The sequence below is a fragment of the Leifsonia sp. Y878 genome (assembly GCF_057669685.1).
The window spans coordinates 822,962-848,949 of record NZ_JBYHFS010000002.1 but is presented as its reverse complement, the minus strand read 5'-3'; the positions used below and the strand labels follow the sequence as shown (position 1 = coordinate 848,949).

Sequence of the window (25,988 nt, the reverse complement as noted above, 5' to 3'; positions counted from 1 at the left end):
CGAATGACATTCGTTAACACAGGTAGTGCGGCGGAATCAACGTCGATCCCAGCCCCCTCTCCCAGCGGCACGCCCGACCCCAGCGGCACGCCTGCCGGCCTGAAGAAGAATGTCCTCGGCACAGCGTCGATCGCCTTCATCGTGGTCTCTGCTGCTGCACCGCTCACGATCATCGCGGGTGTCGCTCCGCTGGCGATCAGCATCGGCGGCATCGGCTCTCCGAGCGCCTACCTCATCGCCGGCCTCGTGCTCGCCTTGTTCGCCGTTGGGTTCATGGCGATGACGAAGCACGTCAAGGCACTCGGTGGTTTCTACAGCTACATCGCCAATGCTCTCGGCCGGCATGCAGGCCTCGGCGCTGGTCTCGTCGCCGTCGTCTCGTACAACGCGCTCCAGATCGGTCTCTACGGCCTGCTCGGCGTGCAGGCGGCCGGCGCGTTCACCGCGTTCACCGGCATTGACGTGCCGTGGTGGGTCTTCGCGGCCGTTGCCATCGGGCTCGTCTACGTGCTCGGCTACCGCGGCATCGATATCGGGGCCAGGGTACTCGTCGTGCTGCTCACCCTTGAGACCGCAATTCTGCTCGTGCTGGCCGTCGCCGTCCTTGCCGCTGGCGGGGCATCCGGTTTCACGTTCGACTCATTCGCACCACAGAACGTCTTCGTCCCTGGCGTCGCCGCCATCCTTGGCTTCGCGTTCGCCGCGTTCATGGGCTTCGAGTCATCCGCGCTCTACCGCGAGGAAGCACGCAACCCCGACCGCACCCTGCCGCGCGCCACCTACATCGCCGTCGGCTTCATGGCCATTTTCTACACCTTCTCCGTCTGGATCCTCGTGCAGGCGTTCGGCAGCGCCGAGATCGTCGCGGTCGCCGGTGAGCACACCGCTGACCTGGCCTTCGTCGCCATGCAGCAGTACGTCGGCGACTGGGGCGTCGCCCTGATGTACATCCTCATCGTGACCAGCGTCTTCGCCTCGCAGCTCGCGTTCCACAACGCGATCAACCGCTACACGCTGTCGCTCAGCCGCGACGGAGTGCTGCCTGCACGCTTCGGAAAGCTGCACCCCGTTCGCCGCACCCCGTATGTCTCCGGAATCGTGCAGTCGGTCGTGGCCATCATTGTGGTCGCCTTCTTCGCCGTGCTCGGCCTCGATCCCTACCTGCAGTTGCTCATCTGGGTGAACACCCCAGGCGTGATCGGCATCACCATGCTGCAGGCGCTCACCAGCGCCGCCGTCATCGTCTTCTTCGTGCGTCACCGCGAGCTTGCCCGACGCTGGTACGTGGTACCGGCGGCCGTCCTTGCCACCATCGCGCTCCTCACGGTCACCATTCTCGTCACGTCGACCATGGAGCTGCTCACCGGCTCAACCGACGTGCTGTTCAACGCGATTCTCGTCGCCGTCACCCCCACGGTGTTCCTGGTCGGCGTCATCGCCGCCGCCGTCATCAAGCGTCGCCGCCCCGACATCTACGCCCGCATCGGAGGCCTGCGCAATGTCTGACGCCACTCCCCTCGACCTCGTCGTGCACGCTGCCCAGGTGCACACCATGACGACCGCTGACACAGACAGCACCCGCACAACGGATGCCGCCATCACCTCGATCGGCATCCGCAATGGCTCCATCGTCACCGTTGGCACGAGAGCGGATGCCGCCAGCTGGCAGGCAGAGACGTCGCTCGACCTCGGGGACGCCACCATCACGCCGGGGCTCACGGACGCGCACATCCACCCGATCATGGGTGCCGCGCTGGCAAGCGGGGCCGACCTCACGAGCGCCAGCACCATTGAGGAGGCCCGCGCCGTACTCGCGGCATACGCTGCCGACCTGTCGCGTGACGACTGGGTGCTCGGCTGGGGACTGAACCTGAACGTGTTCGGCACAGACGACATCCGCGGGGATGTCTTCGACACCGTCACACATGGCCTGCCGATGTTCCTGCGCCTGTTCGACGGGCATTCTGCATTGGCCAACCCGCGCGCCCTTGAGATCGCCGCTGTGACCGGGCCGCGCGATTTCGGCCAGGCCTCCAGCATCGCCTGTGACGAAACCGGCACGCCCACCGGCATGCTGTACGAGTGGGATGCCATGGACCTCGTCCAGCAGCACCTGCCGGAGGACGGGCCCGAAGTTCTGGCCGGTCGGTTCCTCGACATCCTCCACCAGATGTCAGCCACCGGCCTCACCGGCGGTCACGCCATGGACTTCACCGGCTCACCGGTCGACATGCTGCACGCCCTCGAAGCCGAGCTCGATCTGCCGCTGCGACTGCGCTTTGCGCCATGGTGCAACCCCGGCGCCACGGAAGCCGACCTTCAGGAACTGCTCGCGCTGCAAGGCGAGTACGGCCGACGCTGGAGCGTCGAAGGCGTCAAGCTGTTCATCGACGGCACCATCGACAATGGAACGGCCTGGCTCGCCCAGCCGGACTCCCTCGGCCAGTCCCGCGACAGCTTCTGGCCAGACCCCGCCTCGTATCGCGCCGCCCTCAGCTGGCTCGACGCGCACGGCGTGGCCACTGCCACCCACTCCATCGGCGACGCCGGCATTGAGTACGTGCTCGACACCATGGCGATGCTTGAAAGAACGGTCACCCACCGCGTCGAACACATTGAAACGGCGCCCGCGGCAGTCGTTGCGCGGTTCGCCGCCCTCGGTGTCGCCGCGAGCATGCAGCCAACGCACTGCACGCACTACACGAAGCCAGACGGCAGCGACAACTGGTCGCGTCGCCTCGGGCCTGAGCGCACCGCTCGCGGATTTCCGACGAGGGACATTCGCGACAGCGGCGCTATCCTCGCCCTCGGCTCTGACTGGCCGATCGCACCGTTCGACCCGCGCGCGATCATGGCCGATGCCCAGCTCCGCAGGCAGGTCGGCCACCCGGAGGCCGCGCCCTGCCAGCCGGAGCAGGCGCTCACGGCCAGGATGGCGCTGGAGGGCTACACGAGCCATGCAGCTGCCTCGATCGGGCAGCTAGATCAAAGCGGCACCATCGCACCTGGGCGGTACGCTGACCTCACCGTTTTCGGCGCAGACCCGCTGGCGCTCGGCGCAGACGACCTGGCTGACGTTCCCATCGTCGCCACCATCGTTGCCGGATCCCTGCAGTACCGCGGCAAGGACTACCAGGGAGAGATCTAATGGCAACGACGCCACGTGAATCGAACATCCGCGTCATCGAATCGAGCGGCGACTTCCCCTCGCTGGCCCACGTCGATCGTGCGCCGGCCGCTCCCCTGCGCGTCGCCCTGGTCCAGCACGCCTGGCAAGCGGATGCCGTGGCCCTCCGCTCCTGGCTGGACGAGGCCGTCGACGCGGCAGCGGCCGCCGGCGCCCAGATCGTGTTCCTGCCGGAGATCACGCTGAGCCGCTACCCGGCCGACACCATTCCCACGGGCGTGGCCAGCGACCAGGCCGAAGACCTCGCGACGGGTCCGACACTGGAGTTCGCGGAATCGGCTGCCCGTCGAACCGGCTGCTACGTGCACGTGTCGCTGTATCGCACGGCACTGGGTGCCGATGGCCAGAGCGACGGACTCGGCCTCAACACGGCCATCATCGTCAGCCCCGCCGGCGACCTCGCCGCGGCAACGAACAAGCTGCATATCCCGGTCACGGCCGGCTACTACGAAGACAAGTACTTCCGGCAGGGCCCGGCCGACGAGCCGTACCCCGTCTATGCACTCGACGACCTGGCCGGCGCCCGCCTCGGCCTGCCGACCTGCTGGGACGAATGGTTCCCAGAGGTCGCCAGGGCGTACGCGCTGGGCGGCGCGAACCTCGTGGTCTACCCGACGGCGATCGGCTCAGAACCCGACCACCCCGACTTCGACACCATGCCGCTCTGGCGCCAGGTGATTGTCGGCAACGGCATCGCCAACGGCCTGTTCATGGTCGTGCCCAACCGCACGGGAGCCGAGATCAAGCCAGACGGCACGCCGGGCAACACCTTCTACGGCTCGTCGTTCATCAGCGATCCATACGGCCGCGTGCTCGTCGAGGCGCCGCGCGACGAAGCCTGCGTGCTGGTTGCCGACCTCGACCTTGGCCAGCGGGACGACTGGCTCGACCTGTTCCCGTTCCTGGCCACCCGGCGTCCAGACACGTACGGCGTGCTGACCGCGCCGGTCGAAACGGGCCGATCGACACGGCGTGTGCCGTGACGCTTTCACCCTCAAGCGGATGGCGGATGCCCGCAGAGGGCGACCGTCACGAACGCCTGTGGCTGGCCTGGCCGACCAGCGGCTACACCCTCGGCGAGAGCGCGGCAGAGGCTGAGACGGCCAGGCAGACGTGGGCGGCCGTTGCCAACGCGGCGGCGGACTTCGAGCCGGTGTCTGTCGTTGTCGCCCCGCGCGACGCCGACCTCGCCCCGCGCTACCTCGACGCGTCGATCGAGCTGCACGTTCGTGAGCTCGACGACGCCTGGATTCGCGACAGCGGCCCTACCTTCGTGGTCAATGACGACGAACCAGGTCGGCTCGGCGCGGTCACCTGGGTGTTCAACGGCTGGGGCCAGCAGGAGTGGGCCAGCTGGGAGCACGACAGCACCCTTGGCCCCGCTGTCGCAGAGTGGGCCGGCGCAGACTGCATCGAGTCCACCCTCGTCAACGAGGGCGGCGGCATCCACGTCGACGGGCTCGGCACGGTGTTCGTCACCGAGACGGTGCAGCGGGATCCAGGGCGAAACCCCGGCATCTCCCGCGCAGCAGTGGAAGCCGAATTCGCTCGCACCCTTGGCACGACCAACACCGTGTGGCTCCCCCGCGGCCTCACCCGCGACTCAGCGGAATTCGGCACCAGTGGCCACGTCGACATCGTCGCCACCATTGCATCGCCAGGCCGAGTATTGCTGCACGACCAGCGCGACCCCGCACATCCCGACTTCGCTGTCACCGCGCTCATCCGCGAGGCGCTCACCGCGGCAAGGGATGCCGCAGGAAACCCGTTCGAGATCATCGACCTGCCAGCCCCGACCGTGCTGCGCGACGCCGGCGGATTCGTCGACTACAGCTACGTCAACCACGTGCTCGTGAACGACGGCGTCATCGCCTGCTCGTTCGGCGACGAGCGCGATGCGGATGCCGTCGCCATCCTTGGCGACGCCTACCCAGGACGCCGGGTGGTCACCGTTGACGCCCGCCCGCTCTTCGAGCGCGGCGGAGGCATCCACTGCATCACCCAGCAACAGCCCGCCGTTCGCTAGGCTCTGCGGTACGTACCGCCAGTGAACGGAGTGCACAGTGTCGACATCCGCTGAAAACCGCACCGAGAAGCGCAGTTTCCTGTCCCGGCTCACGCCGCTCAATTGGGTTGCCATCGTGTTGGTGATCCTCGCGGTGATCTTCATCGCGCAGAACACGGGCACCGCCTCTGTTGACCTGCTGTGGCTCACCGTTGCCGCTCCGCAGTGGTTGACCATCAGCATCGTCTTTCTGATCGGCTGGCTAGCCGGGTACTTCAGCAGTCGTCGCAGGAACGACAAGAAGTAGCGCCACGCTCCATCAATCACCCTCTGGTCAACCGGCGACCCTCTGGCTACCCTGACAGCGACAAGCAGAGGGGAAGCCGCAACCATGCGCCCACACGAGAACATCACCATAGATCCGACGCTGGCTGATCTGTACAAAGACATCCACAGCCATCCGGAACTTGGCTTTCAGGAGCATCGCACCGGCGACATCGTGTCTGAACGGCTGCGTGCACTGGGCTTCGACGTCACGACAGGAGTTGGACAGACCGGTATCGTCGGGCTGCTCACGAACGGGTCAGGTCCAACGGCGCTGCTTCGGGCAGACATGGACGCCCTGCCGGTGAAGGAAGATACCGGCCTCGACTACGCCAGCACCGTCACGGCGACCGATGAGCATGGCAAAGTCGTGCCGGTCGGCCACGCCTGCGGCCACGACATGCACATCACCGCGCTCCTGGGTGCAGCTGAGGTGCTCTCCACCGACACCGCCAGCTGGTCTGGAACTCTCATGCTGGTCTTCCAGCCGGCTGAAGAACTCGGCGCCGGCGCGCAGGCCATGGTCGACGACGGCTTGTTCGAGAGGTTCCCCAAGCCCGATGTGGTGCTCGGCCAGCATGTTGCCCCGCTGCCGGCCGGCAAGATAGCCGGCCACCCCGGTCCGTCGTACGCGGGCTCCGACTCATTGCGGGTGCGCCTCGTGGGAAAGGGAGCACACGGGTCACGCCCTGAGGCCTCCATCGACCCCATCGTGATGGCCGCCGACACGGTGCTGCGCCTGCAGACCATCATCTCCCGCGAGATCCCGAGCACGGCGACAGCGGTACTCACCGTCGGCTCTATCCACGCCGGAGACGCCGCCAACGTCATCCCCGGCTCTGCCGAGCTGCAGTTGAACATCCGCAGCTACGACGACGCCACTCGGGAGCGCATCCTGAGCAGCGTCGATCGTATTGTGCGGGGCGAAGCTGCAACGGCCGGTGCGCCAGAGCAGCCGACGATCACCGAGATTGAGCGGTTCCCGATCGTCGTGAACGACGCAGCGGCGTTGAAGAAGACCTTCGACGCGTTCGCGGCGTGGCTGGGTGCCGACAAGCTCCTCGATCCGGGGGCGGGGGCCGGCAGCGAGGACGTCGGCGTGCTCGCGACGAGCTCAGGCGCCCCGCTGTCGTACTGGCTGCTCGGCGGCACAGACCCTTCGCTGTTCACCACGGGTGACATGACAGACCCTGCCCTGCTCACCGTGCCATCGAACCACTCACCGCGCTACGCTCCCGTCATCGAGCCGACGCTGTCGATTGGAGTCACCGCGCTCGTCACGGCGACGAGAACCTGGCTGCCACCCGCGTAATCTGCGGTCACAGTGGCCTGCAGGTGCCTGCCCGCGCGTAGCGTCGCTGGCATGCATCCGCTCCTCGCGCTGCTGGCCATTGCGGGCCTCGTTGCGATCGTCACCGCGATCGGCCTCGTGTGGCGCGCCCGCAACGGCCGGCTGAGAGGCGCAGCGGATGCCGTATCTCGCGCTCCGCAGGCGGCAACGGCTGGTGACGGCGCGGCCGGTGACGGCGCGGCTGGTCACGGCGCGGCTGGTCACCGCGCGGCCGTCGACGCGCTCACTCCTGCCGACCTCGGCGGATCGGCACCGCTGGGCACGACCGCGACCCTCGTGCAGTTCTCGACCGAATTCTGCGCCCGATGCCCAGCCACCCGGCGTTTGCTCGGCGAGGTGGCATCGGAACGGGACGGCGTGGTCCACCTCGATGTCGATCTCACACACAGGGCAGACCTCGCCAGGCAGTTCAAGATCCTCCAGACGCCGACCACCCTGATCCTCGGTCCAGACGGCGTGCCGACAGCCAGGATCAACGGGCTGCCCAGACGGCCAGAGGTGACCACTCACCTCGATGGGCTACTGAACGGCAGCCACCCCCGCCACCCAATCCCTGAAGGGAACAGCCATGCCACCGTCATCCGCTGACCACTCGGCAAACGCAGCGCACTCGACCAACGCAGCGCACTCGACCAACGCCCCGCACTCGGCTGCCGCGCAACCCGCAGCAACGCAGCCCATCGCGACCCAGCCCGTCGGCCGGGCGGGCATCGACCCGCGCGGGCCGCGGTTCAGCGCTGGAGTCACGGCGGTGCTCCTGCTTGTCGTGGTTTTCCTTGCCCTGGTGGGAGCATCCGTTGCCGCGCTCGTGCTGCTCGGTGTGCTCGCTGCCCTGTTTGCCTGGGGCGCATTCGCCGGCGTCCGGGCGCACCCCTATGGGCTGTTCTTCGCCAGGGTGGTGCGGCCGCGCCTGCAGCCGCCCACAGAACTGGAAGACCCGGCGCCGCCCCGATTCGCGCAGGGGGTTGGGCTTGTGGTCACCGGCATCGGCGTGGTCCTCGGCCTTCTCGGCCTGCCCCTCGCGGTGCCGATCGCCGCGACGGCGGCGTTCATCGCGGCCTTCCTCAACAGCGCCTTCGGCTACTGCCTCGGCTGCCAGATCTATCTGCTCCTGGTGCGGGCTGGCATCCTCGGGCGCGTGCGCCCCGCCGTCACCCCCGTCTGAGCTCTCCGAATTGAAGCGGCTGACAAGCTGGCTGTGCGTTCGCTCTTCAACCGTCGTCGACTCTGATCGTGCGGATAGGCTGAGCCCACAACTTCAGGAGGTTTCACCATGGCACTCACCAGCGAAGCAACCACAGTCTGGACCGGCTCCCTCGCGACCGGCAGCGGCACCACCACGCTCGACTCTTCGAACACTGCAGAGTTTTCCGTCAATTGGAAAGCGCGTGCAGAAGGCGAAGCACACACAACCAATCCTGAAGAGCTGCTCGGTGCTGCGCACTCAGCGTGCTTCTCGATGGCCCTGTCGCTCGCACTGAGTGAAGCCGGACACGTTCCAGAGAGCATCCAGACCACGGCGGCCGTCACGTTCCAGCCTGGCAAGGGCGTTGTGGGCAGCCACCTGCTGGTGAACGCAACCGTTCCCGGTCTTGACCAGGAGCAGTTCCTCGCCTTCGCCGAGGATGCGAAGGTGAACTGCCCGATCTCGCAGGCCCTCGCCGGCGTCCCGATCACGCTTGAAGCCGAGCTGGCCTAAGCAACACGCAGGCTCGGGCCCGCGCGCCCGAGCCTGCCTCTCGCTCGTTGACTTTTGGGTCGGGAAGCCGGTTTCACATGCAGGTCTTGGTCTCTGGAGCCTCCGGGCTCATCGGCACCGAAGTGTGCCGCCAGCTCGAGGCAGCCGGGCACACCGTGCTGAGGCTCGTCAGACGAGAACCGCTGCGCCCAAGGGAGTACCGCTGGCAGCCCGCTGAACTCACGATCGATCCGACGGTGATCGATCGTGCTGACGCCGTCATCAACCTCGCAGGCGCGTCGCTGGCCAGGTTGCCGTGGACGCCCGGCTACCGGCGCACCATCCTCACCTCGCGTATCCACGCCACGCGCACGCTGACGGATGCCATGGCCACGGCATCCCGCCAGCCCCAGGTGCTGCTCAATGCGTCTGCCGTCGGGATCTACGGCAACCGGCCAGGGCAGGTGCTGACAGAGTCGTCGTCGCCGGCCACTGACTTTCTCGCGAACGTCGTCTCAGCGTGGGAACAGGAAGCGCAGCGTGCCCCTGCTGGGACGCGCGTCGTGATGTTTCGCTCTGGGCTGGTGCTGGCACGCGGCGGGGCCCTCAAGCCGCTCCTCCCCCTGACCTCGCTGGGGTTGGCCGGTCCGCTCGGCGGCGGCGAGCAGCACTGGCCGTGGATCAGCCTCCTCGATGAGGCCGCCGCGATCGTGCACCTGGTCGAATCCGCTGTGTCTGGGCCGGTTAACCTGGTCGGCCCAGAGCCCGCGACCGCCAACGACGTGATGCACACGCTGGCCGACGCCATGCACCGCCCGTACCGCCTGCCGGTGCCGCGCGCTGCGATCACCCTGGCGCTTCAGGACGCCGGTCGCCAGTTGCTGCTGGCCGACCAGCAGGTTCGCCCTGAGAAGCTGCTGGCCGACGGCTTCGTCTTCACGCACTCGACGCCGGCAGAGGCGATCCGCTGGATGCTGAGCGACTCGTAGACCTCGCGCGTTGGTCGCGCCAGCTGTCTATTGAGTAACTGGAATCGGATCGCCTCCGAGATCCGCTCGCAAGAAATCGACCTAAAACTGTCGCTTTGGGTCGATTTCTTGCGAGTGGATGCCGATCAGGGGCCGTCGCGCGCATCGAACGCAGCCACGCTGCAACTGCAGCATGCGCGCAGCTGCGTACAACCCGCGCACCTCGAGCTTCGGTGGTTGAGGGGCTGCCAACGAGGGAGCACTCACTTCACAGACGCTCGCCGGCGCTCGCTTCTGAGCGAACGGAGCCATCTACCTCGCAGATGCTCGAGGATATTTGTCTGCCGCGCTAGGTACTGCGTCGCCCGGCGATGTATCGGAGCAGCCACACGATGATGGCGATGATGAGCAGGACGATCCCCACCCACAGCAGCCATTGAACGGCCTGGACAAAACCGCCGAAAAGAATGAGCACAATCGCGGCGACCACGATGATGACAACCAATGCAGTCATTTCAACCACTTCCCATTGATCCAGTGCGAGGGTGCGAGTATCCGCTTCGGTCTTGACTCTTTCCCCTGGCACGTCCCCTGTCAAGCCGCAGGAGAAATTGAGGGTTGACATCCGCTTGCCCGGATGGTTGGTTAGTTACACAACCAACTAACCGGCGAACCCCGGATGCGCTGAAAGCAGGACACCCGTGATCGATGACGGCAAGCCGATCTTCGTTCAGATCGCCGAGCAGATCGAGAACGACATCATCGATGGCGTGATCGTCGAAGAGAGCCCGGTTCCCTCGACGAACGAGTTCGCCGCGTTCTATCGCATCAACCCCGCCACGGCTGGGCGCGGCGTCAATCGCCTGGTCGACGACGGCATCCTCTACAAGAAACGCGGCATCGGCATGTTCGTGGCCACCGGCGCCAGGGACAGGCTGCTGGCCCGTCGCTCAGAGGAGTTCCGCACCCACTACGTGCGGCCGCTGCTCATCGAGGCCGCAAAGCTCGACATCTCACCGACGCAACTGGTCGCCATGATCCAAGCGGATGCCGCGGCCGCGTCCCTCCCACCCGCTCACCACGGCGCCTCAGAACACAGCTCTCCTGAAAACAACGGCACTTCGACGAAAGCGACGGTTACCTCATGACAAGCACCACCCTTGCCACTGCTGTGCGCGTGGAGGGACTCACCAAGCGCTTCGGTTCGTTCACCGCTATCGACAATGTCTCCTTCACCGTCGAGCAGAACAAGATCTACGGGCTGCTCGGCCGCAATGGCGCGGGCAAGACCACGATCATGCAGTTGCTCACTGGGCAGCAGTTCGCCACGAGCGGCGATATTGCCGTCTTCGGTGAGAAGCCGGTCGAGAATGCCGGCCTGCTGCAGAAGGTCTGCTTCATCAAGGAGAGCCAGCAGTACCCGAACAGCTTCAGGCCCAAGCACGTGCTGGCCAGCGCCCCCTGGTTCTTCGAGAACTGGGACGCGGACTTCGCAGACGAACTCGTCGACGAGTTCAGGGTGCCGCTGAATCGCGACATCCGGAAGCTCTCCCGCGGGCAGCTCTCCGCGGTCGGCGTCATCGTCGGGCTGGCCTCCCGCGCCCCGCTCACCTTCTTCGACGAGCCATACCTCGGCCTCGATGCCGTCGCCAGGCAGATCTTCTACGATCGTCTCCTCGAGGACTACGCCGAGCATCCGCGCACCGTCATCCTCTCCACGCACCTCATCGACGAGGTCAGCAATCTCCTCGAGCATGTGCTCCTCATCGACGAGGGCAAGATCCTGCTCGACCAGGATGCCGACGAGTTGCGGGGTAGCGCGAGCACCGTCGTCGGTCGGGCAACGGATGTCGACGCCTTCGTCGAAGGCCGCACCGTGCTGCACAGGGATGGCATCGGCGGACTGGCATCCGTCACTGTGAGCGGCCTCTCAGACGCCGATCGGCAGCGCGCACAGGCGGCAGGCCTCGAACTCGGCCCCGTGTCGCTACAGCAACTCATCGTTCGCAAGACCTCAGGTTCATCCGTCGAGGAATGGAGCGCCAGCTCATGACCACCGCAACCCCCGCCCACACCAGTGCCACACAACCGAGTGCCACCGAGCAGGAGACGACCATGACACGCCGAGCCCCTGAGACCACGCACGCGCCTGGCGGTATCGCCCGCGTTTGGAATGTGGTGCGCTTGCACCTCGTTGACCTGCGCACGTACGTGGGCATCCCCTGGATTATCGTCGGCGGGGCGTTCGTGATCACGCTGATCATCTCGCAGATCATCATCTACGCCTCAGGTTCCGACCCCAATAGTGCCGAAACCCTGGAGGGCCAGCGCTACAGCTGGGCCGTCGTCGCCCCGCAGTGGTATCTCGTCGTGGTAGCGGTGCAGGCCATCGGCCTCACCTTCCCCTTCGCCCTCGGATTCAGCGTCACCCGCCGAGACTTCTACCTTGGCACCTCGCTGCTGTTCGTGCTGATCTCCGCCTTCAACGCTGTGGCATTCGCGGTGCTGACCCAGGTGGAGATGCTGACGAACGGGTGGGGCATAGGCGCCCGCATGTTCAACGCGCTGTGGTTCGGCATTGACGGCTTCTGGGTTGACCTGCTGTCGTTCTTCTCGATGCAGACGTTCATCTTCTTCATCGGCGCCTCGGTGGCGACCATCTACATGCGCTGGCGGATGCCAGGCATGCTGGTCTTCTGGGTTTCCCTCGCCGTGCTCGCCCTTGGGGCACTCGCCCTCATCACGTACACGAACAGCTGGCCCGCTGTCGGAACGTGGTTCGCCGCCCAGGGAATTGCCGGCTTCTTCACCTGGCTGTTCGTGCCGACAGCACTGGCAGGTATCTGCGGCTTCCTCACACTGCGGAAGGCAACCCCGAAGAACTGACGGATGCGAGGGGAGGCTCCGATCTCGGAGGCTCCCCTCGCGCACGCCCGCGCATGCGGAGCGAAGAATGGGCGCGGGGCCTTTCGGCACCCGCGCCCATCCCTCTGGTCGTGACCTAGCTCAGCGCAGTGAGCGTGATCGTGGCGGTGTACGTGCCGTCGGTGACGTCGACCGGGATCTTCAGGTCCAGTCCGGCGTCGAACGTGGCCGACCCGAGTGCGTGGCCGGCGTCGGCGTGGCCGAGGGTGGACGACACTGACAGACCTTCCCCGCCGACGAACCCGGATTCGACCCGGGCGCCGCCCTTAGCGTCGCCGCCAGTGAGCACGACGGCGGGCGACCAACCCAGGTACTTGCCTGAGAATGAGGTGGTACCGGAGGTGAAGTCACTCACCTGGGCCGAGACCGACCATTCCGGAGCGGACGGTCGCGTGTCGGTGACACGGATGGGGTTTATCGAACCGATGGCGGCGTAGTGGTCACCGGACTCGATAGCCGTGCCCATGTCGACCAGGGCATTTGTCCCGTCGATGTTCCACACGAACTCACCGGGTGCGGCCTGGGGAATGGTCACCTGAAGCTTCTGAGAGTCTGCGTCGGGAGTCGAATCGTCGATGAGCGAGACGCTGCCGTCGGCGTTGATGCTGACTTCGGCGTCCATGGCGGCGGCCAGGTTCAGTCGCTGCCAGCTGCCGGCCTCGCCCTTGTCGAGCGGGTAGCCGGAGTCGCCAGCGGTCAGCTCGAGCACCTGTCGGCGCTGCGCGTCGGTGAGGTCGGGGTGGCTGGTGATGAGCAGGGACTCGGCGTTCTGGGGCACGGTGACCGGCTGGTCGACCGCGCCGATCTGCGGGAAGTCGTAGGTCATCCGCTGTTCGTAGACGGCGATGGCCTCGTCGTCGGTGAGGTAGGGGACATCGGCCGCAATGCAGGCGTCGAGGGTGTCACCGCAGGCCTGCTCGAGCACGGTGTGGAGTTCGGTGCTTGCGGCTTCGAACAGTACGCGGAACTCCGGGTCGGTCCAGCGGCGTTCGACGATGTGCTGGCCCATCATGCGGCCGCCCATCACGTCGAGCGGGTAGTGCGCGCCCATGACGATCCGGTTGTTCCCGGCTTCGGAGGTGCGCGCCAGGATTTGGGGAGCGAGCTCGGGCAGCAGTGTCGCCAGGGTGGTTCCCTGCCAGTAGGCCTGCGAGGTGTGGCCGCTCGGGAACGCGCCGCTGGTGGAGCCCCAGGCGTCGCCGCCCACCTTGTCGCGGTAGACCAGACTCTCGCCGAAACGGATGTACGGCCGGTCGTAATCGAAGTGGTCCTTCGCCGGGTTCGACGACGAGAACCAGCCGACGAGGCCGCCCGACTTCGTCACGAGCGACTGGGTCTTGGGCAGATCGCCGTTGTCCATCGCGGTCTGGTACATCGCGCCCAGGTTCTGGCCAAGCCCGTCGGACATAGACAGGGACATGTCAGCGTACTGGTCGACGATCGCACGCTTGACCTCGGTCGAGGTCGCGTTGTTGTTGATGGCGACAGTCATGCTGTCGTTCAGGGCGATGATGTCGGGCCGGTCGGTGACGAGCGCGGAAAAGGAGTCGAGAATCGGTACGTAGTCGTATGCCGCATTCGACGGGTAGTTGTAGCTCAGTTCGTCAGGGGTGAAAGGCTCGGCGGCGTTGGCGGGTGCGGCAACTCCAGCGGAGATGAGCACCCCCAGACCTGTCGCAACGGCCAGCAGTGACGCGGATCGGCGTCTGTGGGTCATTCGGGTGGTTCCTTAACTCTAGATCGTGCGGTAATCAGATGCCCAAGCGACGGTAGTGACCCAGGGTGGCGCGGTCGTGTCTCGACAGTGAACACGAAGGGCCGACTCCCCATCGATGCGCCGCACAGCTCACCTGTCGGATCGCCTTCGGCACCGCGGAAACACAAAAACCCCTGGTCTCCGAGGAGATACAGGGGTTAGTGCTTGGGTACCTGGACTCGAACCAAGAACAATTGAGTTCGCTACAGTGCCCCAGTGGTCTTCTCCAGCGCGATCGCACGCCGCAGGGCGGCACGCGCACGGCGACGATCACCGGAAGCGTCGTAGGCGAGGCCCAGACGGAACCAGGCGCGCCAGCTATCTGGGTCGGCATCCACTTCGGCCTGGAACTGTGGGAACTGCGCATCCGCAGCCTCGCGCACCGGGCGACCGCTCGCCCGCACCGGGAGTTCTTCCTCTGGAAGGTTGCCCTCAGCGTCAAGCTGGCTCACCAGTCGCTGTGTCGCAGACCCGAAGGTCAATTCCCTGACCAGCGCCCACACTCCGATGAGGGGAAGCACGATGAGTGCGACACCGATCGCAATGCCGATCGGCTCGCCACTCGCGATGAACAGCACCGCGCGCCAGCCGACCAGGGCCATGTAGAACACCAGCAGCATGGCCATCAGGATGGCTGCGGCGCGGGCCTTCATTCTGCGGCCGTTCCGGCAGCGGTGCCGAAGCCGAGGTCAATGAGTTTGTCGAGGCCGACGGTTACCCCACGCGCCTCCCGCACCGCGTCGAGCGCCAGCAGGATGCCGCGCTCGTACGACGACGGCGAGAACGTGGTGTGGCTGATGGTGAGGGTCTCGCCAGTGCCACCGAAGATGACGTCCTGCTTGGCGATGAGTCCTTCCATGCGCAGGCTGTGGATCGGGATGCTGGCCACCTGCTGGCCCCTGGCACGCTGGTCGGTGTGCGGCGCGATCACCGGGCCGCGCTCTGCACGCGCCTCTCCGATGAGTTCTGCGGTGCGCACGGCGGTTCCCGACGGGGAATCAACCTTGGTCGAGCGGTGGCCCTCGATGATCTCGATCGAATCGTAGAAGCGGCCGGCCATCGCGGCGAACGCGGTGCCGAGCACAGAGCCGATGGAGAAGTTGGGGATGATGATGACACCGGTGTCATCGCGGTCACGCAGCGTGGCACTGAGAGCGTCAATGCGCTCCTGCGACCAGCCTGAGGTGCCAACGAGCACGCGGAGGCCGTTGTCGACGGCAAAGTCGACCACGCTCTGGCTGACGCCTGGCACAGTGAGGTCGATGACGACATCCGCTCCCAGCATCTCTGAGAGCTGGCTGCGTGAGTTGAGCCGCGCGACGATCTCGTAGCCGTCCTGGGCCTCGACGAGCCCCGCGACCAGGCGCCCCATCTTTCCTGTTGCACCGACGATGGCCACCCGTGTTGTCATGCGTCCCAATCTACCAATCACGCACGCCAGCACAGGGCGCACGCTACTAGCCTTGGGGCCATGCCAGTTTTCACCGAAGTAGCTGCGTCAGACGTTGGGGCGCTCGCCCTGCTCACCCAGTACTTCGCCGACCGGGCATCCACCTTCCCCGCCTCCCAGGGCACGTACCGCACGACATTCCCCGACCCGGCCCAGTTCGTTCCGCCGAACGGCATCTTCCTCCTCATCGGCGAAGCGAAGGACGCGGACGTCACGGCAGGTGCTCCAGACGTTATCCACGAGGGCTGCGGTGGAATCCGACGCATCGCAGACTCCCCCGACGGCGCGGTGCGCTTCGAGATCAAACATCTCTTCCTGAAGCCGGAGACGCGAGGACGCGGATGGGGACGCCTGCTGCTCGCCGAACTGGAACGCCGCGCCCGTGAGTTCGGGGCAGACGAACTCGTCCTCGACACGAATTCGAGCCTCGCCGCAGCTGCCGGGCTGTACACCAGCGCCGGCTACGCGAGTGTCCCGCCGTACAACGACAACCCGAACGCCACGGTGTGGTTGCGTAAGGTGCTCGACTGATTCGCCACTGGCGCTGGCACCGGCATGCGGCTAGATTCGGGGGCATGTGGAACTCAGTGAAGACGCTCAGGCGCATTCGGTGGATTTCACTCACGGCCGGGCTACTTGGCTTGGCTGGGTTTTGGCTCCTGCCCGCCCCCTGGCGAATCGCCAGTCTCGTCGTGTGGGTCGTCAGCATGGCCATTTGCTTTGTCGCGTTCTATCGAGCGATGTGGCTCGCGGCCGCGGTGAAGCGCACCCGCTAGCACAAGCGGATATCACACCGACCAGAGCGTCAGAGCGTCAGAGCGTCAGAGCGTCAGAGCGTCAGAGCGTCAGACCATCAGGTTGTCTGGCAGGCCCGTCCGCAGCTCGAATGGCAGGTGCCCGAGGTCGTTGTGCGTCACCAAAGTCCACGGGCGACCCGGCTTCTGCTGCAACACAGTCAGCCCACAGTTGGCCTGGTTGATGCCCACCCAGCGCCAGTCTGGCGCACCGAGCACCTCGCGTACGAACCAGGCGATCACGAAGTTGTGCGTGATCAGCAGGTCGTGGCGGTCGCCGGGACGCGACTGCAGGAACTCAGCAACGGCGTCACCCATCTGGGCGCTGCCCGCATCGATCTCGGCCTCTGAGATTGACCCGAAAAAGGAATCGTACGCCGTTGGCGTGTCATGGCCCTTGCCTGACGGATAGCAGTCGAACAGCAGCGCCGACGACTCTGGGGTGAGCGATGGCAGGCGATCAGCGATGATCTCGGCCGTCTCTGCCGCTCGCTGCAGGGGCGAGTGCCAGGCACTGGTGAACGGCACTCCCCCGAGCCGCTCTGCGAGGAGCCGTGCTTGCCGCTTGCCGCGCGCAGACAGGGGGCCATCCGGCATGCCGTGCTCGGCATCCTGTTGCTCGCCGTGACGGACCAGGTAGATGTAGTGGGGCATCGTTGTCCCTCTCTCATTTCTCGCGTGACGCTGGGTTTCGGGTGAACAGGCTGGTGTCGGGCGCGGTTGCGCTCCGCTGTGGCGCACACGGCGCCACCCCACCGTCGAGCGGTTAAGGCTGCACAGCTGCTGCCCCGTCTGGGGCGGTGAATGCGGGTGTTCGTGCCGGGAGAATCGAGGCAAAGACATCGTCGTCCAACGCACCGACGGCCGCAATGGACAGCGGCCCAGACACGAGTTCGGCGGCGAGTGCCTGCACGTCGTCGGCCGTGACGATGTCGAGGCGTCGAAGCGCCTCATCGAGGTCGGAGAACTCGCCAAGGGTGAGTTCGGATCGTCCCAGGCGCGACATACGGGTGTCTGAGTCTTCCAAAGCCAGAGCGGATGCCCCCGACAGCTGACCAGACGCACGCTTCATTTCATCTGCGGTCACGCCATGGTCAGCGAGTCTGTGCAGTTCGGACATCATGAGCTCGGCGACCTGGCCGGCCTTCGCTGGCGTGCAGCCGGCGTACATGCCGAACATCCCGGCGTCGGAGTATCCCGGCGCGAACGAGTAGACGGAGTAAGCCAGCCCGCGCTTCTCGCGCACTTCCTGGAACAGGCGCGATGACATGCCACCGCCGAAGATCGAGTTGAGCACGCTCATCGTGACGCGACGGTCGTCTGCGGCGACCAGCCCCGGCATGCCGATCAGCATGTTCGCCTGCTCGAGCGGCCGGTTGACGATGGACAGTGGCTGCCCCTGTGTCAGGAGTGACGAGCCGGCGCTCCGACGCTCGACGGGCGCGGCGAACTCTTCGAGGTCCCACCCTGCGCGGGCCAGTGAACGTGTGACCTGCGCGACAAGCACATCGTGGTCGACGGCGCCGGCAACCGTGATGACGAGATCTTGGGGGCGGTAGTTCATGCGGTAGTGCTCGAGCACGGCTTCCCGGGTGGCGGACTTGATGGTGCCCGGGTTGCCGCCGATGGGGCGACCGAGTGGGTGATCACCGAAGACAGCCTCGAAGAGACGCTCGTTGGCGACGTCGGCCGGGTCGTCATCGGCCATGGCCAGTTCTTCCAGGATGACGCCGCGTTCGTTGTCGAAGTCGTCAGGGTCGAGCCGCGACGAGGTGAACATGTCGGTCAGCACCTCAACGGCCATCGACAGGTCGCGATCCTGCACCTTGGCGTAGTAGCAGGTGTACTCCTTGGCCGTCATGGCGTTGTGCTCGCCGCCGACCGAGTCAAATGCAACGGCGATGTCCAGCGCCGACCGCGTTGTCGTGCCCTTGAACAGGAGGTGCTCGAGGAAATGCGTGGATCCGTAGTGCAGAGGAAGCTCATCTCGCGAACCAACTGCCACCCAGTAGCCGATAGTCAAGCTACGAGCCCCCGGTACGTGCTCACTCAGAATTCGCACCCCACTGGGAAGCACGCTGCGTCGGACGAGGGAATCACCTGCGGCGAAGAACGATAGTTCGGCCAGGTCTAAGGGGAACTCAACTGCACCGGTCATGTCCCCTCAACCTTACGTCACCACCGTTTGGAATGGGCTTTTGGCGTTTTCCGGGGGGACAGACAGACCAGTCTGTTTGTCCGTATGCTACAGTCTGTCTACTGGGTCCCGGGGGGCCGTCAAACGTGAACACCATAGGAGTTGGCCGGATGGTCGCACTGCAAGAATCGTCGGTCAGGCCCACCACGCACGCCAAGGTGCGCATCCTGGAGACAGCAGACACCCTGTTCTATGGCGAAGGCGTACACACGGTCGGTGTTGACCGGATCATCGCAGAGGCGCACGTGACCAAGGCGACGTTCTACAAGTACTTCCGTTCGAAGGACGCGCTCATCGTTGCGTACGTCCAGGGACGCGATAAGCAGAGCCGTGACTTCATCGAGTCGCTCGAGAAGTCGTACGACACCCCAGACCGACGACTCCGCGCATTTGTCGCGTCTGTCTCAAACGATCTGATGAACTCCAGCTTCCAGGGTGGCGCCTTCATCAACGCCGCAGCGCAGTTCACCGACCCGATGCACCCGGTGCGCATTGCGGTGACCCAGCACCGCGAGTGGTTTGCGACGGTGCTTGAGAACATGTTCCGCGGAATGGGACACCCGCGCCCAGGTGACGCAGCCGATGACTTCACCCTCGCCAGGGACGGTGCCGTCTCCAGTGCCCACCTCGGCGACGCCATCGCAGCAAACGCGGCGCTCGGCCGTGCCGTGCAGCGCATCCTCGACGAGAGCACCCGCTAGCCCCTCAGCCTGAGCGGCCGCCAACCGTCAGCGGTCAGCACGACGCTGAGATGCGATCCAGTTCCATCCGGTCGCTGCGCGTCAGCACGATATGTGCCGCCGTCATCAGCGCCTCCACCTGTGCTGGGGAGCTGGCGCTGGCAACCGGTGCCACGATGCCGTCGCGTGAGAGCAGCCAGGCCAGGGCGATCGACGCCGGGGGCACATTGTGCTCCGCAGCGATGCGCTCCATGGTCGTGAGCACACGCAGCGGCTGTCGGTGCAAATAGTGCGCTGCCCGCACACCCCTGGCCGAGTCGACCAGGTCGGCCTTCGTTCGGTACTTGCCCGTGAGAAAGCCGTGCGCCAACGCAAAGTACGGCATGACGCCGAGTCCCTGTGCCCGCGTCACCATGGAGAGCGACCCTTCGAACGCTTCCCTGTGCACGAGGTTGTAGTGGCTCTGCAGGGCAACGAAGCGCGGCAGGCCGTTCGCGGCCAGCACGCGCGCCTCCATGAGTCGCTCCGCGGAGAAGTCAGATGCCCCGATGTGCCGCACCTTGCCGCTTCTCAGCAGCAGATCGACGGCGCCCAGGCTCTCCTCCATGGGCACATCGCCGTCGTCGAGGTGGAAGTACAACAGGTCGATATAGTCGGTTTGCAGCCGCTCGAGCGACGCGTTCACCGCACCGACGATACTGCGAGCTGTGAGTCCTGGGTGGTCGTGGTTGCGCCCGATCTTGGTCGCGACGATCGTCGTATTGCGCGTGCCGCGACTGCGCATCCAGTTGCCGAGGATGACCTCGCTGAGACCGGCAGCGTAGCTGTCGGCCGTATCGACGAAGTTCCCGCCCAACCCGTGGTGACGGTCGAGGATCTCGTGGCTCGTATCGCCACTCGCTGTCCACCCGAACACACTGCCACCGAGGGCAAGCGGATAGACGTGGAGGCTCGTATCGGGCAGCGTGCGCAATGCCGTTGGCTCCGGCGCCTGTCGGCGTTTTTGCTCGTCACTGGCCGCCTCAACCTGCGACAGGTCAAGCTCGCCAGACTCTACGCCAGCGGTGTTTTTCTTCGTCAGTGCCCGATCGTGAAACATCCCGTTTCCCTTCCCCCTCGTCCGAGACTATGTCAGCGCTGCGGCACTATGTTGCGCCCATTACGGCAGTTGTCTGAAAGTTCTCGAAGCTGTACGACTATCGGCACCGGGTGCCAGATAGTGAGCCGTCTCGCAGCCTAAAAGTGTTGTGCTGGCGTAGATTTACCGCATGACCACCTCAAACCTGTATGACGTTCCCCTCACGATGATCGATGGGAGCCAGAGCACGTTCGGCCAGTTCGCGGGCAAAACTGTCCTGGTCGTGAATGTGGCGTCTCACTGTGGATTCACTCCGCAGTACGAGGGTCTCGAAAAGCTGTACGAGCGCTTCGCCGGCGACGATTTCGTCGTGCTTGGCATGCCGTGCAACCAGTTCGGCAATCAGGAATCAGGTTCTGAAGACGAGATCGCGTCATTCTGTGAACTGAACTTCGGCGTCAACTTCCCGCTGACGGCCAAGATCGATGTGCGCGGCAAGAACCAGCATCCGCTCTATGCGCAGCTGACCAAGTTCAAGCACGGCATCCTGCCCGGGCTGATCAAGTGGAACTTCGAGAAGTTCCTCATCAGCGCCGACGGCCAGATCATCGATCGCTTTGCGCCGACCGTCACCCCCGATTCACCAGACCTGGTGAACGCGGTGGAGCGCGCCCTGGCATCCGCCAAGGCCACAGCTGCGGGTCGAGCGGATGCCGACACCGCGGCCGAGACGACGTCAGAAGAGGTTTAGCTCGCAGCCCCTGCCCGACGCAGCGTTGCCTCTGCCTGCCTGAGCAACGGCCTGTCGATCATGCGCCCGTCGACGACGAACACGCCGCGGGAGCCCTTCGAGGCCGCCACGATCTCGCGGGCCCGCGCCACGTCGTCCTCCGATGGGCGGTAGGCATCGCGGATCACCGGTACTTGGCTGGGGTGGATGCAGGCCGTGGCGCCGAAACCGCTGGCGACGGCATCCGTTGCTTCTTCCCTCTGCCCATCGAGGTCATCGATGGCCAGGTGCACGGTGTCGATGGCGACGATCCCGTGCGCGCCGGCGGCAATCAGCACGCTGGCGCGGGCGAACCTGGCAACGTCGCGATACGTGCCATCGGGGAATCGGCTCGTCGACCCGCCCAGTGCCGCAATCAGGTCTTCTGCTCCCCACATCATGGCGACGACATTGGGTTCGGCGGCGATCTGCGGCGCGGCCAGCACGCCCTGCGCCGTTTCGCACAACGCGACCACCTCGTAGCCGGTCAGCGCAACGGCCTGTGCGCCTGAGGTCGCCTTCGGCAGCATCACCGTGCGGTAGTGGGTCTCGGCGAGCGCCAGCAAGTCATGCTCGAAGTCATCGCTGTCGACCGGGTTGACCCGCACGATGGTGCGCGCCGGATCCAGCCGGCTGGCGGCGAGCGCCTCGCGGGCTGCCGCCTTGGCCGCGGGTGCGACGGCGTCCTCAAGGTCGATGATCACGGCATCCGCTCGAGTGATCGCCGTGTCGTAGCGATCCGGCCGGTCGCCAGGGCAGAACAGCAGGGCAGGTCCCATGGTGAATGTCATGGTGCGGCGTCCTTGCACCAGACCAGCACCGACCGTTCTGCGACCGCCACAACGGTGCCGTCCTGGTTGGTGCCGGTATGGATGAGTGTGACGATGCCCTGGCCAGGACGCGAGGCCGAGAGTCGTTTGGCTGTGACGATGCTCTCTGAGTAGAGAGTGTCGCCGTGGAACAGCGGATGCGGAAACCTCACTCCGGCGAACCCGAGGTTGGCCACGATGGTGCCCTCTGTCAGCTGGGCGACAGAGCTGCCGACCAGGGTCGAGAGGGTGAACATGGAATTCACCAGCCGCTGGCCGAACGGCTGGGTGGCTGCCCACGCCGCGTCGAGGTGCAGCGACTGGGTGTTCATCGTCAGGGTGGTGAAGAGCACATTGTCGGCCTCGGTCACCGTGCGACCTGGCCGGTGCACGTAGCGCGTGTGCTCATCGAAGTCTTCGTAGTAGAGACCGCGCTGCAGGACGACGACGCGGTCATCCGTCGCGTGTGCCTGGTGGTCTCGCTGCGTCATGCCGCCCTCCCGTTCAGTGCGCCGTTCGCACCGCCGTTCGTGCCGTTGGTGGCGTTGGTGCTGTTCGCACCGCCCTCAAAAGAATTAAAGCCGAGTTCGCGGGCAATGACCATGAGTTGCACCTCCGTTGTGCCCTCTCCGATCTCGAGCACCTTCGAATCGCGATAGTGCCGGGCAACGGGAGTCTCGTTCAGGAAGCCGTATCCCCCGAAGATCTGGGTGGCGTCACGAGCGTTGTCCATGGCGGCTTCGCTGGCGATCAGCTTCGCCATGCTGGCCTCGAGCTTGAACGGCTTGCCATTCTCAAGCTTGTGCGCCGCGTCGTAGTACGAGAGCCTGGCTGCGTGCACCCTGGCCTGCATGCGCGCGATGGTGAACGCGATGTGCTGGTTCGACCCGATGGACCTGCCGAAGACATTGCGGGTCTTGGCGTAGCGCATGGCCTCCTCGAGGCAGCCCTGGGCGGCGCCGGTGCAGAGCGCGGCGAAGGCCACCCGCCCCTCGTCGAGCGTCTGGATGAAGTTCGCGAAGCCTCGCCCGCGCTCCCCCAGCAGGTTGCCCTCCGGCACGTGCACATCGCGCAGCGTCAGCGGATGCGTGTCAGACGTGTGCCAGCCCACCTTGTCGTACGACGGCTCAACCGTGAACCCAGGGGTGCCGTTCGGCACCAGGATGGCGCTCAGCTCCTTCTTCACCGACCCGTCTGCCCGGTGTGACTCCCCCGTCACCGCCGTGATGGTCACGAGGGCGGTGATGTCGGTGCCGGAGTTCGTGATGAACTGCTTGCTGCCGTCGATGACCCACTCGTTCCCTGCAGCACCGGAGACCAGGCGGCCGGTGGTCTGGGTGCCTGCCGCGTCTGACCCGGCTTCGGCTTCGGTGAGGCCGAAGCCGGCGAGCGCCTTCCCCGCAGCGAGCCGAGGCAGCCATTCCTCCTTCTGCGCCTGGTTGCCGCTCCGGAAGATGGGCATCGCGCCGAGGCCGACGCCCGCCTCCAGCGTGACGGCGATGCTCTGGTCTGCCCGAGCGAGCTGTTCGACGGCGAGACACAGTGGGAAGTACCCCTGGTCGCTGCCGCCGTATTCGCGAGGGAATGGCAGCCCGAAGAGCCCCATCTCCCCCATGGCATCGATGATGTCGTAGGGCAGGCTCCGCTTCGTGTCGTACTCATATGCGGCGGGAGCAACGACCGTGTCGGCGAAGTCCCGCACCTGGTCGCTGAGCTTCTGGTGTGCAGCGCTCAACTCGGAGGCGCTGCTGTTGGTGCGGTTTGTACTGAGCTCGTGACTCATGATTGATCTCCACTCGTGAGGTTGCCAGGATTCTGAGGGTTGCCGGGGTTGCCGGGGTTGCCGGGGTTGCCGGGGTTGCCAGGGTTTGGACTGTGGGATGACGCGGTAGGTGGGGAGCTTTCGATGGTGGCGAGCACCTGGCCGCGGGCGACCACGTCGCCGACGGTGTGTGCGATCCGGACGATCCCGGCCAGCGCTGCCACGAGCGTGTGCTCCATCTTCATGGCCTCGATCGTGACGATGGCGGCTCCGCTGTCGACGCTGTCGCCGTCGGTCACGCTCACGTTCGTCACGGTGCCCGGCATGGGTGAGCGCAGCTGCGGGTCGGCCACGCCGGGCACCGGTGCATCGCCGGATCTCAGGGCCGCGAGACGTTCTGCATCCGACACCACCCGAACGGATGCCGTGGCCTGCCCGTCCGCAATCCAGACGGTGCGCGGCCCACTGCCTGCTTCAACGAGCTCTGCAATGCGCACCACCCCCGCGACCTCGACGGTGTAACGGCTGGGTTCGCCGTTCAGGCTCCGAATCCCCGCAGCCACCGGGGTTCCGGCGCCGATTCTGACACGCGCGTCGTCTGGCTCCCCGGTCACCGATACGGCAACCTGGGCATCGTTGATCTCCAGCAGGTAGCGCACCGCGCGGGGCTGGCCGAGACGCCAGCCGCTTGGTCGGTGCCAGACAGATTCCGCTGTCTCCCAGGCGGAGCGGTGCAGGAACAGGGCGACGGCTGCCAGCATCCGCTCGTGTCCTGTGCCCAGTCCGGCCAGCTGCTCTGCACCCGCAGCCACGCCCCCAGAGGAATCCGCACCCGCACTCGCACTCGCTGCAGTACCAAGGCTCTGCTGGACGGCCGGTGTAGCCAGCATCCGTTCAATGAGTCCGGTGTCGAGGCGACCCGCGACAACATCGGGGTCGGCGAGCAGCGCACGCAGGTAGGCCACGTTGGTTCGCACGCCCAGGATCAGTGTTTCGGCGAGTGCCGCGTCGAGACGAGACAGCGCTTCGGCCCTGCTCTCGCCCCAGGCGATTACCTTCGCCAGCATCGGGTCATAGCGCGCGACGATCTCCAGCCCCGGCAGCAGCGCGCTGTCGACCCTGATTCTCGGCCCCGTCGGCTCCCGCAGCGCGATCACCGTGCCAGTCGACGGTAGGAAACCGTGGGCAGGATCCTCGGCGTACACCCGCGCCTCGATGGCATGGCCGGTGAAGCGGATGTCGTCCTGCCGCAGCGTCAGGTGCTCCCCCGCCGCGATGGCAAGCTGCCAGGCAACGAGGTCGACGCCGGTCACCAACTCGGTGACCGGATGCTCAACCTGCAGCCGCGTGTTCATCTCCATGAAGAAGAACTCGTCGGGCGCGGCGTCTGACACCAGGAATTCGACGGTGCCTGCCCCGCTGTACTCGACGCTGCGTGCGGCGGCGCAGGCTGCCTCTCCCATCCGGGCGCGCAGGTCATCGCCGCCTGGCAGGCCGCCCAGAAGCGGCGACGGCGACTCTTCCACCACTTTCTGGTGTCGGCGTTGCAGCGAGCACTCGCGTTCACCGAGGTGAATGACCTGGCCGTGGTTGTCGGCCAGCACCTGCACTTCGATGTGCCGCGGCCGCTCGATCAATCGCTCAAGAAAGAGGGTGTCGTCGCCGAACGCCCGAGCGGCGACACGCCTGGCTGACGCGAGCGCCGCCGGCAGATCCTCCGGGGCGGTGACGACATACATGCCCTTGCCGCCGCCACCGGCTGAGGGCTTGACGAGCAGCGGAAACCCGACTGTCGCCGCCGCGTCGATCAAGGCGGCATTGCTCAACCCTGGCTCTGCGACCCCCGGGATCACCGGCACGTTCGAGCGCGCAACGTGAGTTTTCGCCCTGATCTTGTCGCCCATCACGGTGAGCGCCGTGACGCTTGGACCGATGAAGACGAGTCCGGCGTCGCCGACCTGGGCTGCGAAGTCGGCGTTCTCACTCAGAAAGCCATAGCCGGGATGGATCGCCTCTGCGCCGGATTCTCGCGCAGCAGCCAGGACCGCCGCCCCGTCCAGGTAGTCGTCAACGCGGAGCGCAACGTCTGCTAGCTGCACGTGCAGCGCTCCCCTGTCTGCATCGCTGAAGACGGCCACAGAGCGGATGCCGAGCTCGCGCAGTGTCCGGATGATCCGGCACGCGATCTCCCCGCGGTTGGCCACCAGCACAATGTTGAACGGGCGGCGGAGTGTCTGCTGTTCGATGGGCATCCG

The 25,988-nt window shown here is 65.8% G+C and carries 28 protein-coding genes; 17 read left to right on the top strand and 11 right to left on the bottom strand.

Annotated elements, in window-relative coordinates:
• Positions 1–3: 3 nt before the first annotated feature.
• The 10 genes from AC25Y4_RS10130 (at position 4) to AC25Y4_RS10085 (ending at position 9,534) form a co-directional block, all read left to right on the top strand.
• The gene (locus tag AC25Y4_RS10130; RefSeq protein WP_488120265.1) at positions 4–1,506 is read left to right on the top strand and encodes an APC family permease; all 1,503 of its coding nucleotides are present in this window, start codon (positions 4–6) and stop codon (positions 1,504–1,506) included.
• Complete coding sequence (locus AC25Y4_RS10125; protein ID WP_488120264.1) at positions 1,499–3,148, top strand: amidohydrolase; 1,650 nt, start codon at positions 1,499–1,501, stop codon at positions 3,146–3,148. Before AC25Y4_RS10130 ends, AC25Y4_RS10125 begins: the two co-directional genes overlap by 8 nt.
• Positions 3,148–4,170: a nitrilase-related carbon-nitrogen hydrolase gene (locus AC25Y4_RS10120; protein WP_488120263.1), complete on the top strand. Its 1,023-nt coding sequence runs from the start codon at positions 3,148–3,150 to the stop codon at positions 4,168–4,170. Before AC25Y4_RS10125 ends, AC25Y4_RS10120 begins: the two co-directional genes overlap by 1 nt.
• 26 nt (positions 4,171–4,196) lie before the next feature.
• A complete protein-coding gene (locus tag AC25Y4_RS10115) occupies positions 4,197–5,213 on the top strand; it encodes an agmatine deiminase family protein (RefSeq protein ID WP_488120470.1) in 1,017 nt (338 codons plus the stop codon).
• A 37-nt stretch (positions 5,214–5,250) separates the two neighbouring features.
• Positions 5,251–5,499 (top strand): LapA family protein, encoded by a 249-nt coding sequence (locus AC25Y4_RS10110; protein WP_488120262.1) that lies wholly within the window; start codon positions 5,251–5,253, stop codon positions 5,497–5,499.
• 84 nt (positions 5,500–5,583) lie between these two features.
• Positions 5,584–6,828: an amidohydrolase gene (locus AC25Y4_RS10105; protein WP_488120261.1), complete on the top strand. Its 1,245-nt coding sequence runs from the start codon at positions 5,584–5,586 to the stop codon at positions 6,826–6,828.
• Between the two features lie 51 nt (positions 6,829–6,879).
• On the top strand, positions 6,880–7,455 hold the full coding sequence (locus AC25Y4_RS10100) for a TlpA family protein disulfide reductase (RefSeq protein WP_488120260.1): 576 nt from the start codon (positions 6,880–6,882) through the stop codon (positions 7,453–7,455).
• Positions 7,436–8,032 carry a DUF4395 domain-containing protein gene (locus tag AC25Y4_RS10095; RefSeq protein ID WP_488120259.1) on the top strand — a complete coding sequence of 199 codons (597 nt, stop codon included), beginning with the start codon at positions 7,436–7,438 and terminating at the stop codon, positions 8,030–8,032. The genes AC25Y4_RS10100 and AC25Y4_RS10095 overlap by 20 nt, the downstream gene beginning before the upstream one ends.
• Before the next feature lie 108 nt (positions 8,033–8,140).
• Positions 8,141–8,566 carry an OsmC family peroxiredoxin gene (locus tag AC25Y4_RS10090; protein ID WP_488120258.1) on the top strand — a complete coding sequence of 142 codons (426 nt, stop codon included), beginning with the start codon at positions 8,141–8,143 and terminating at the stop codon, positions 8,564–8,566.
• 77 nt (positions 8,567–8,643) lie between these two features.
• Positions 8,644–9,534: a TIGR01777 family oxidoreductase gene (locus tag AC25Y4_RS10085; RefSeq protein WP_488120257.1), complete on the top strand. Its 891-nt coding sequence runs from the start codon at positions 8,644–8,646 to the stop codon at positions 9,532–9,534.
• Between the two features lie 328 nt (positions 9,535–9,862).
• Here the strand turns inward: AC25Y4_RS10085 and AC25Y4_RS10080 are convergent, their stop codons facing one another.
• Complete coding sequence (locus AC25Y4_RS10080) at positions 9,863–10,027, bottom strand: hypothetical protein (protein WP_488120256.1); 165 nt, start codon at positions 10,025–10,027, stop codon at positions 9,863–9,865.
• Between the two features lie 187 nt (positions 10,028–10,214).
• Between AC25Y4_RS10080 and AC25Y4_RS10075 the strand changes: the two genes are divergently transcribed.
• From AC25Y4_RS10075 to AC25Y4_RS10065, 3 genes are read left to right on the top strand one after another with little or no spacing between them, the layout of a single operon-like run.
• A complete protein-coding gene (locus AC25Y4_RS10075; protein WP_488120255.1) occupies positions 10,215–10,661 on the top strand; it encodes a GntR family transcriptional regulator in 447 nt (148 codons plus the stop codon).
• Entirely contained in the window at positions 10,658–11,566 is a 909-nt protein-coding gene (locus AC25Y4_RS10070) for an ABC transporter ATP-binding protein (RefSeq protein WP_488120254.1), read from the top strand. Before AC25Y4_RS10075 ends, AC25Y4_RS10070 begins: the two co-directional genes overlap by 4 nt.
• Positions 11,563–12,399, top strand: a complete 837-nt coding sequence (locus AC25Y4_RS10065) for a hypothetical protein (RefSeq protein WP_488120253.1) — start codon at positions 11,563–11,565, stop codon at positions 12,397–12,399. The genes AC25Y4_RS10070 and AC25Y4_RS10065 overlap by 4 nt, the downstream gene beginning before the upstream one ends.
• Positions 12,400–12,514: 115 nt before the next feature.
• Here AC25Y4_RS10065 and AC25Y4_RS10060 read toward each other — a convergent pair whose 3' ends face one another.
• From AC25Y4_RS10060 to dapB, 3 genes are all read right to left on the bottom strand, one after another.
• Positions 12,515–14,155 carry an acid phosphatase gene (locus AC25Y4_RS10060; RefSeq protein WP_488120252.1) on the bottom strand — a complete coding sequence of 547 codons (1,641 nt, stop codon included), beginning with the start codon at positions 14,153–14,155 and terminating at the stop codon, positions 12,515–12,517.
• A 242-nt stretch (positions 14,156–14,397) separates the two neighbouring features.
• Positions 14,398–14,847: a tetratricopeptide repeat protein gene (locus AC25Y4_RS10055; protein WP_488120251.1), complete on the bottom strand. Its 450-nt coding sequence runs from the start codon at positions 14,845–14,847 to the stop codon at positions 14,398–14,400.
• A complete protein-coding gene (gene dapB, locus AC25Y4_RS10050; protein ID WP_488120250.1) occupies positions 14,844–15,605 on the bottom strand; it encodes a 4-hydroxy-tetrahydrodipicolinate reductase in 762 nt (253 codons plus the stop codon). The genes AC25Y4_RS10055 and dapB overlap by 4 nt, the downstream gene beginning before the upstream one ends.
• Positions 15,606–15,665: 60 nt before the next feature.
• On the opposite strand from dapB, the gene AC25Y4_RS10045 reads away from it, so the two are divergent.
• Both AC25Y4_RS10045 and AC25Y4_RS10040 read left to right on the top strand, forming a co-directional pair.
• Positions 15,666–16,175: a GNAT family N-acetyltransferase gene (locus tag AC25Y4_RS10045; RefSeq protein ID WP_488120249.1), complete on the top strand. Its 510-nt coding sequence runs from the start codon at positions 15,666–15,668 to the stop codon at positions 16,173–16,175.
• A 44-nt stretch (positions 16,176–16,219) separates the two neighbouring features.
• Positions 16,220–16,420 carry a hypothetical protein gene (locus AC25Y4_RS10040; RefSeq protein ID WP_488120248.1) on the top strand — a complete coding sequence of 67 codons (201 nt, stop codon included), beginning with the start codon at positions 16,220–16,222 and terminating at the stop codon, positions 16,418–16,420.
• A gap of 69 nt (positions 16,421–16,489) precedes the next feature.
• Here AC25Y4_RS10040 and AC25Y4_RS10035 read toward each other — a convergent pair whose 3' ends face one another.
• Together AC25Y4_RS10035 and AC25Y4_RS10030 are read right to left on the bottom strand one after the other, a co-directional pair.
• The gene (locus AC25Y4_RS10035; protein WP_488120247.1) at positions 16,490–17,092 is read right to left on the bottom strand and encodes a histidine phosphatase family protein; all 603 of its coding nucleotides are present in this window, start codon (positions 17,090–17,092) and stop codon (positions 16,490–16,492) included.
• Between the two features lie 112 nt (positions 17,093–17,204).
• Positions 17,205–18,596, bottom strand: a complete 1,392-nt coding sequence (locus AC25Y4_RS10030; protein WP_488120246.1) for a M16 family metallopeptidase — start codon at positions 18,594–18,596, stop codon at positions 17,205–17,207.
• A 149-nt stretch (positions 18,597–18,745) separates the two neighbouring features.
• On the opposite strand from AC25Y4_RS10030, the gene AC25Y4_RS10025 reads away from it, so the two are divergent.
• A complete protein-coding gene (locus AC25Y4_RS10025) occupies positions 18,746–19,336 on the top strand; it encodes a TetR/AcrR family transcriptional regulator (protein ID WP_488120245.1) in 591 nt (196 codons plus the stop codon).
• 34 nt (positions 19,337–19,370) lie between these two features.
• Here the strand turns inward: AC25Y4_RS10025 and AC25Y4_RS10020 are convergent, their stop codons facing one another.
• Positions 19,371–20,414: an aldo/keto reductase gene (locus AC25Y4_RS10020; protein WP_488120244.1), complete on the bottom strand. Its 1,044-nt coding sequence runs from the start codon at positions 20,412–20,414 to the stop codon at positions 19,371–19,373.
• Between the two features lie 169 nt (positions 20,415–20,583).
• On the opposite strand from AC25Y4_RS10020, the gene AC25Y4_RS10015 reads away from it, so the two are divergent.
• Positions 20,584–21,144 carry a glutathione peroxidase gene (locus AC25Y4_RS10015; protein WP_488120243.1) on the top strand — a complete coding sequence of 187 codons (561 nt, stop codon included), beginning with the start codon at positions 20,584–20,586 and terminating at the stop codon, positions 21,142–21,144.
• Here AC25Y4_RS10015 and AC25Y4_RS10010 read toward each other — a convergent pair.
• From AC25Y4_RS10010 to AC25Y4_RS09995, 4 genes are read right to left on the bottom strand one after another with little or no spacing between them, the layout of a single operon-like run.
• The gene (locus AC25Y4_RS10010) at positions 21,141–21,953 is read right to left on the bottom strand and encodes an HpcH/HpaI aldolase/citrate lyase family protein (RefSeq protein WP_488120242.1); all 813 of its coding nucleotides are present in this window, start codon (positions 21,951–21,953) and stop codon (positions 21,141–21,143) included. The genes AC25Y4_RS10015 and AC25Y4_RS10010 overlap by 4 nt on opposite strands.
• A complete protein-coding gene (locus AC25Y4_RS10005; RefSeq protein WP_488120241.1) occupies positions 21,950–22,462 on the bottom strand; it encodes a MaoC family dehydratase in 513 nt (170 codons plus the stop codon). The genes AC25Y4_RS10010 and AC25Y4_RS10005 overlap by 4 nt, the downstream gene beginning before the upstream one ends.
• Positions 22,459–23,754, bottom strand: coding sequence for an acyl-CoA dehydrogenase family protein (locus AC25Y4_RS10000; RefSeq protein WP_488120240.1), 1,296 nt, complete (start codon positions 23,752–23,754; stop codon positions 22,459–22,461). Before AC25Y4_RS10000 ends, AC25Y4_RS10005 begins: the two co-directional genes overlap by 4 nt.
• Positions 23,751–25,985, bottom strand: coding sequence for an acetyl/propionyl/methylcrotonyl-CoA carboxylase subunit alpha (locus tag AC25Y4_RS09995; RefSeq protein ID WP_488120239.1), 2,235 nt, complete (start codon positions 25,983–25,985; stop codon positions 23,751–23,753). The genes AC25Y4_RS10000 and AC25Y4_RS09995 overlap by 4 nt, the downstream gene beginning before the upstream one ends.
• Positions 25,986–25,988: the final 3 nt, after the last annotated feature.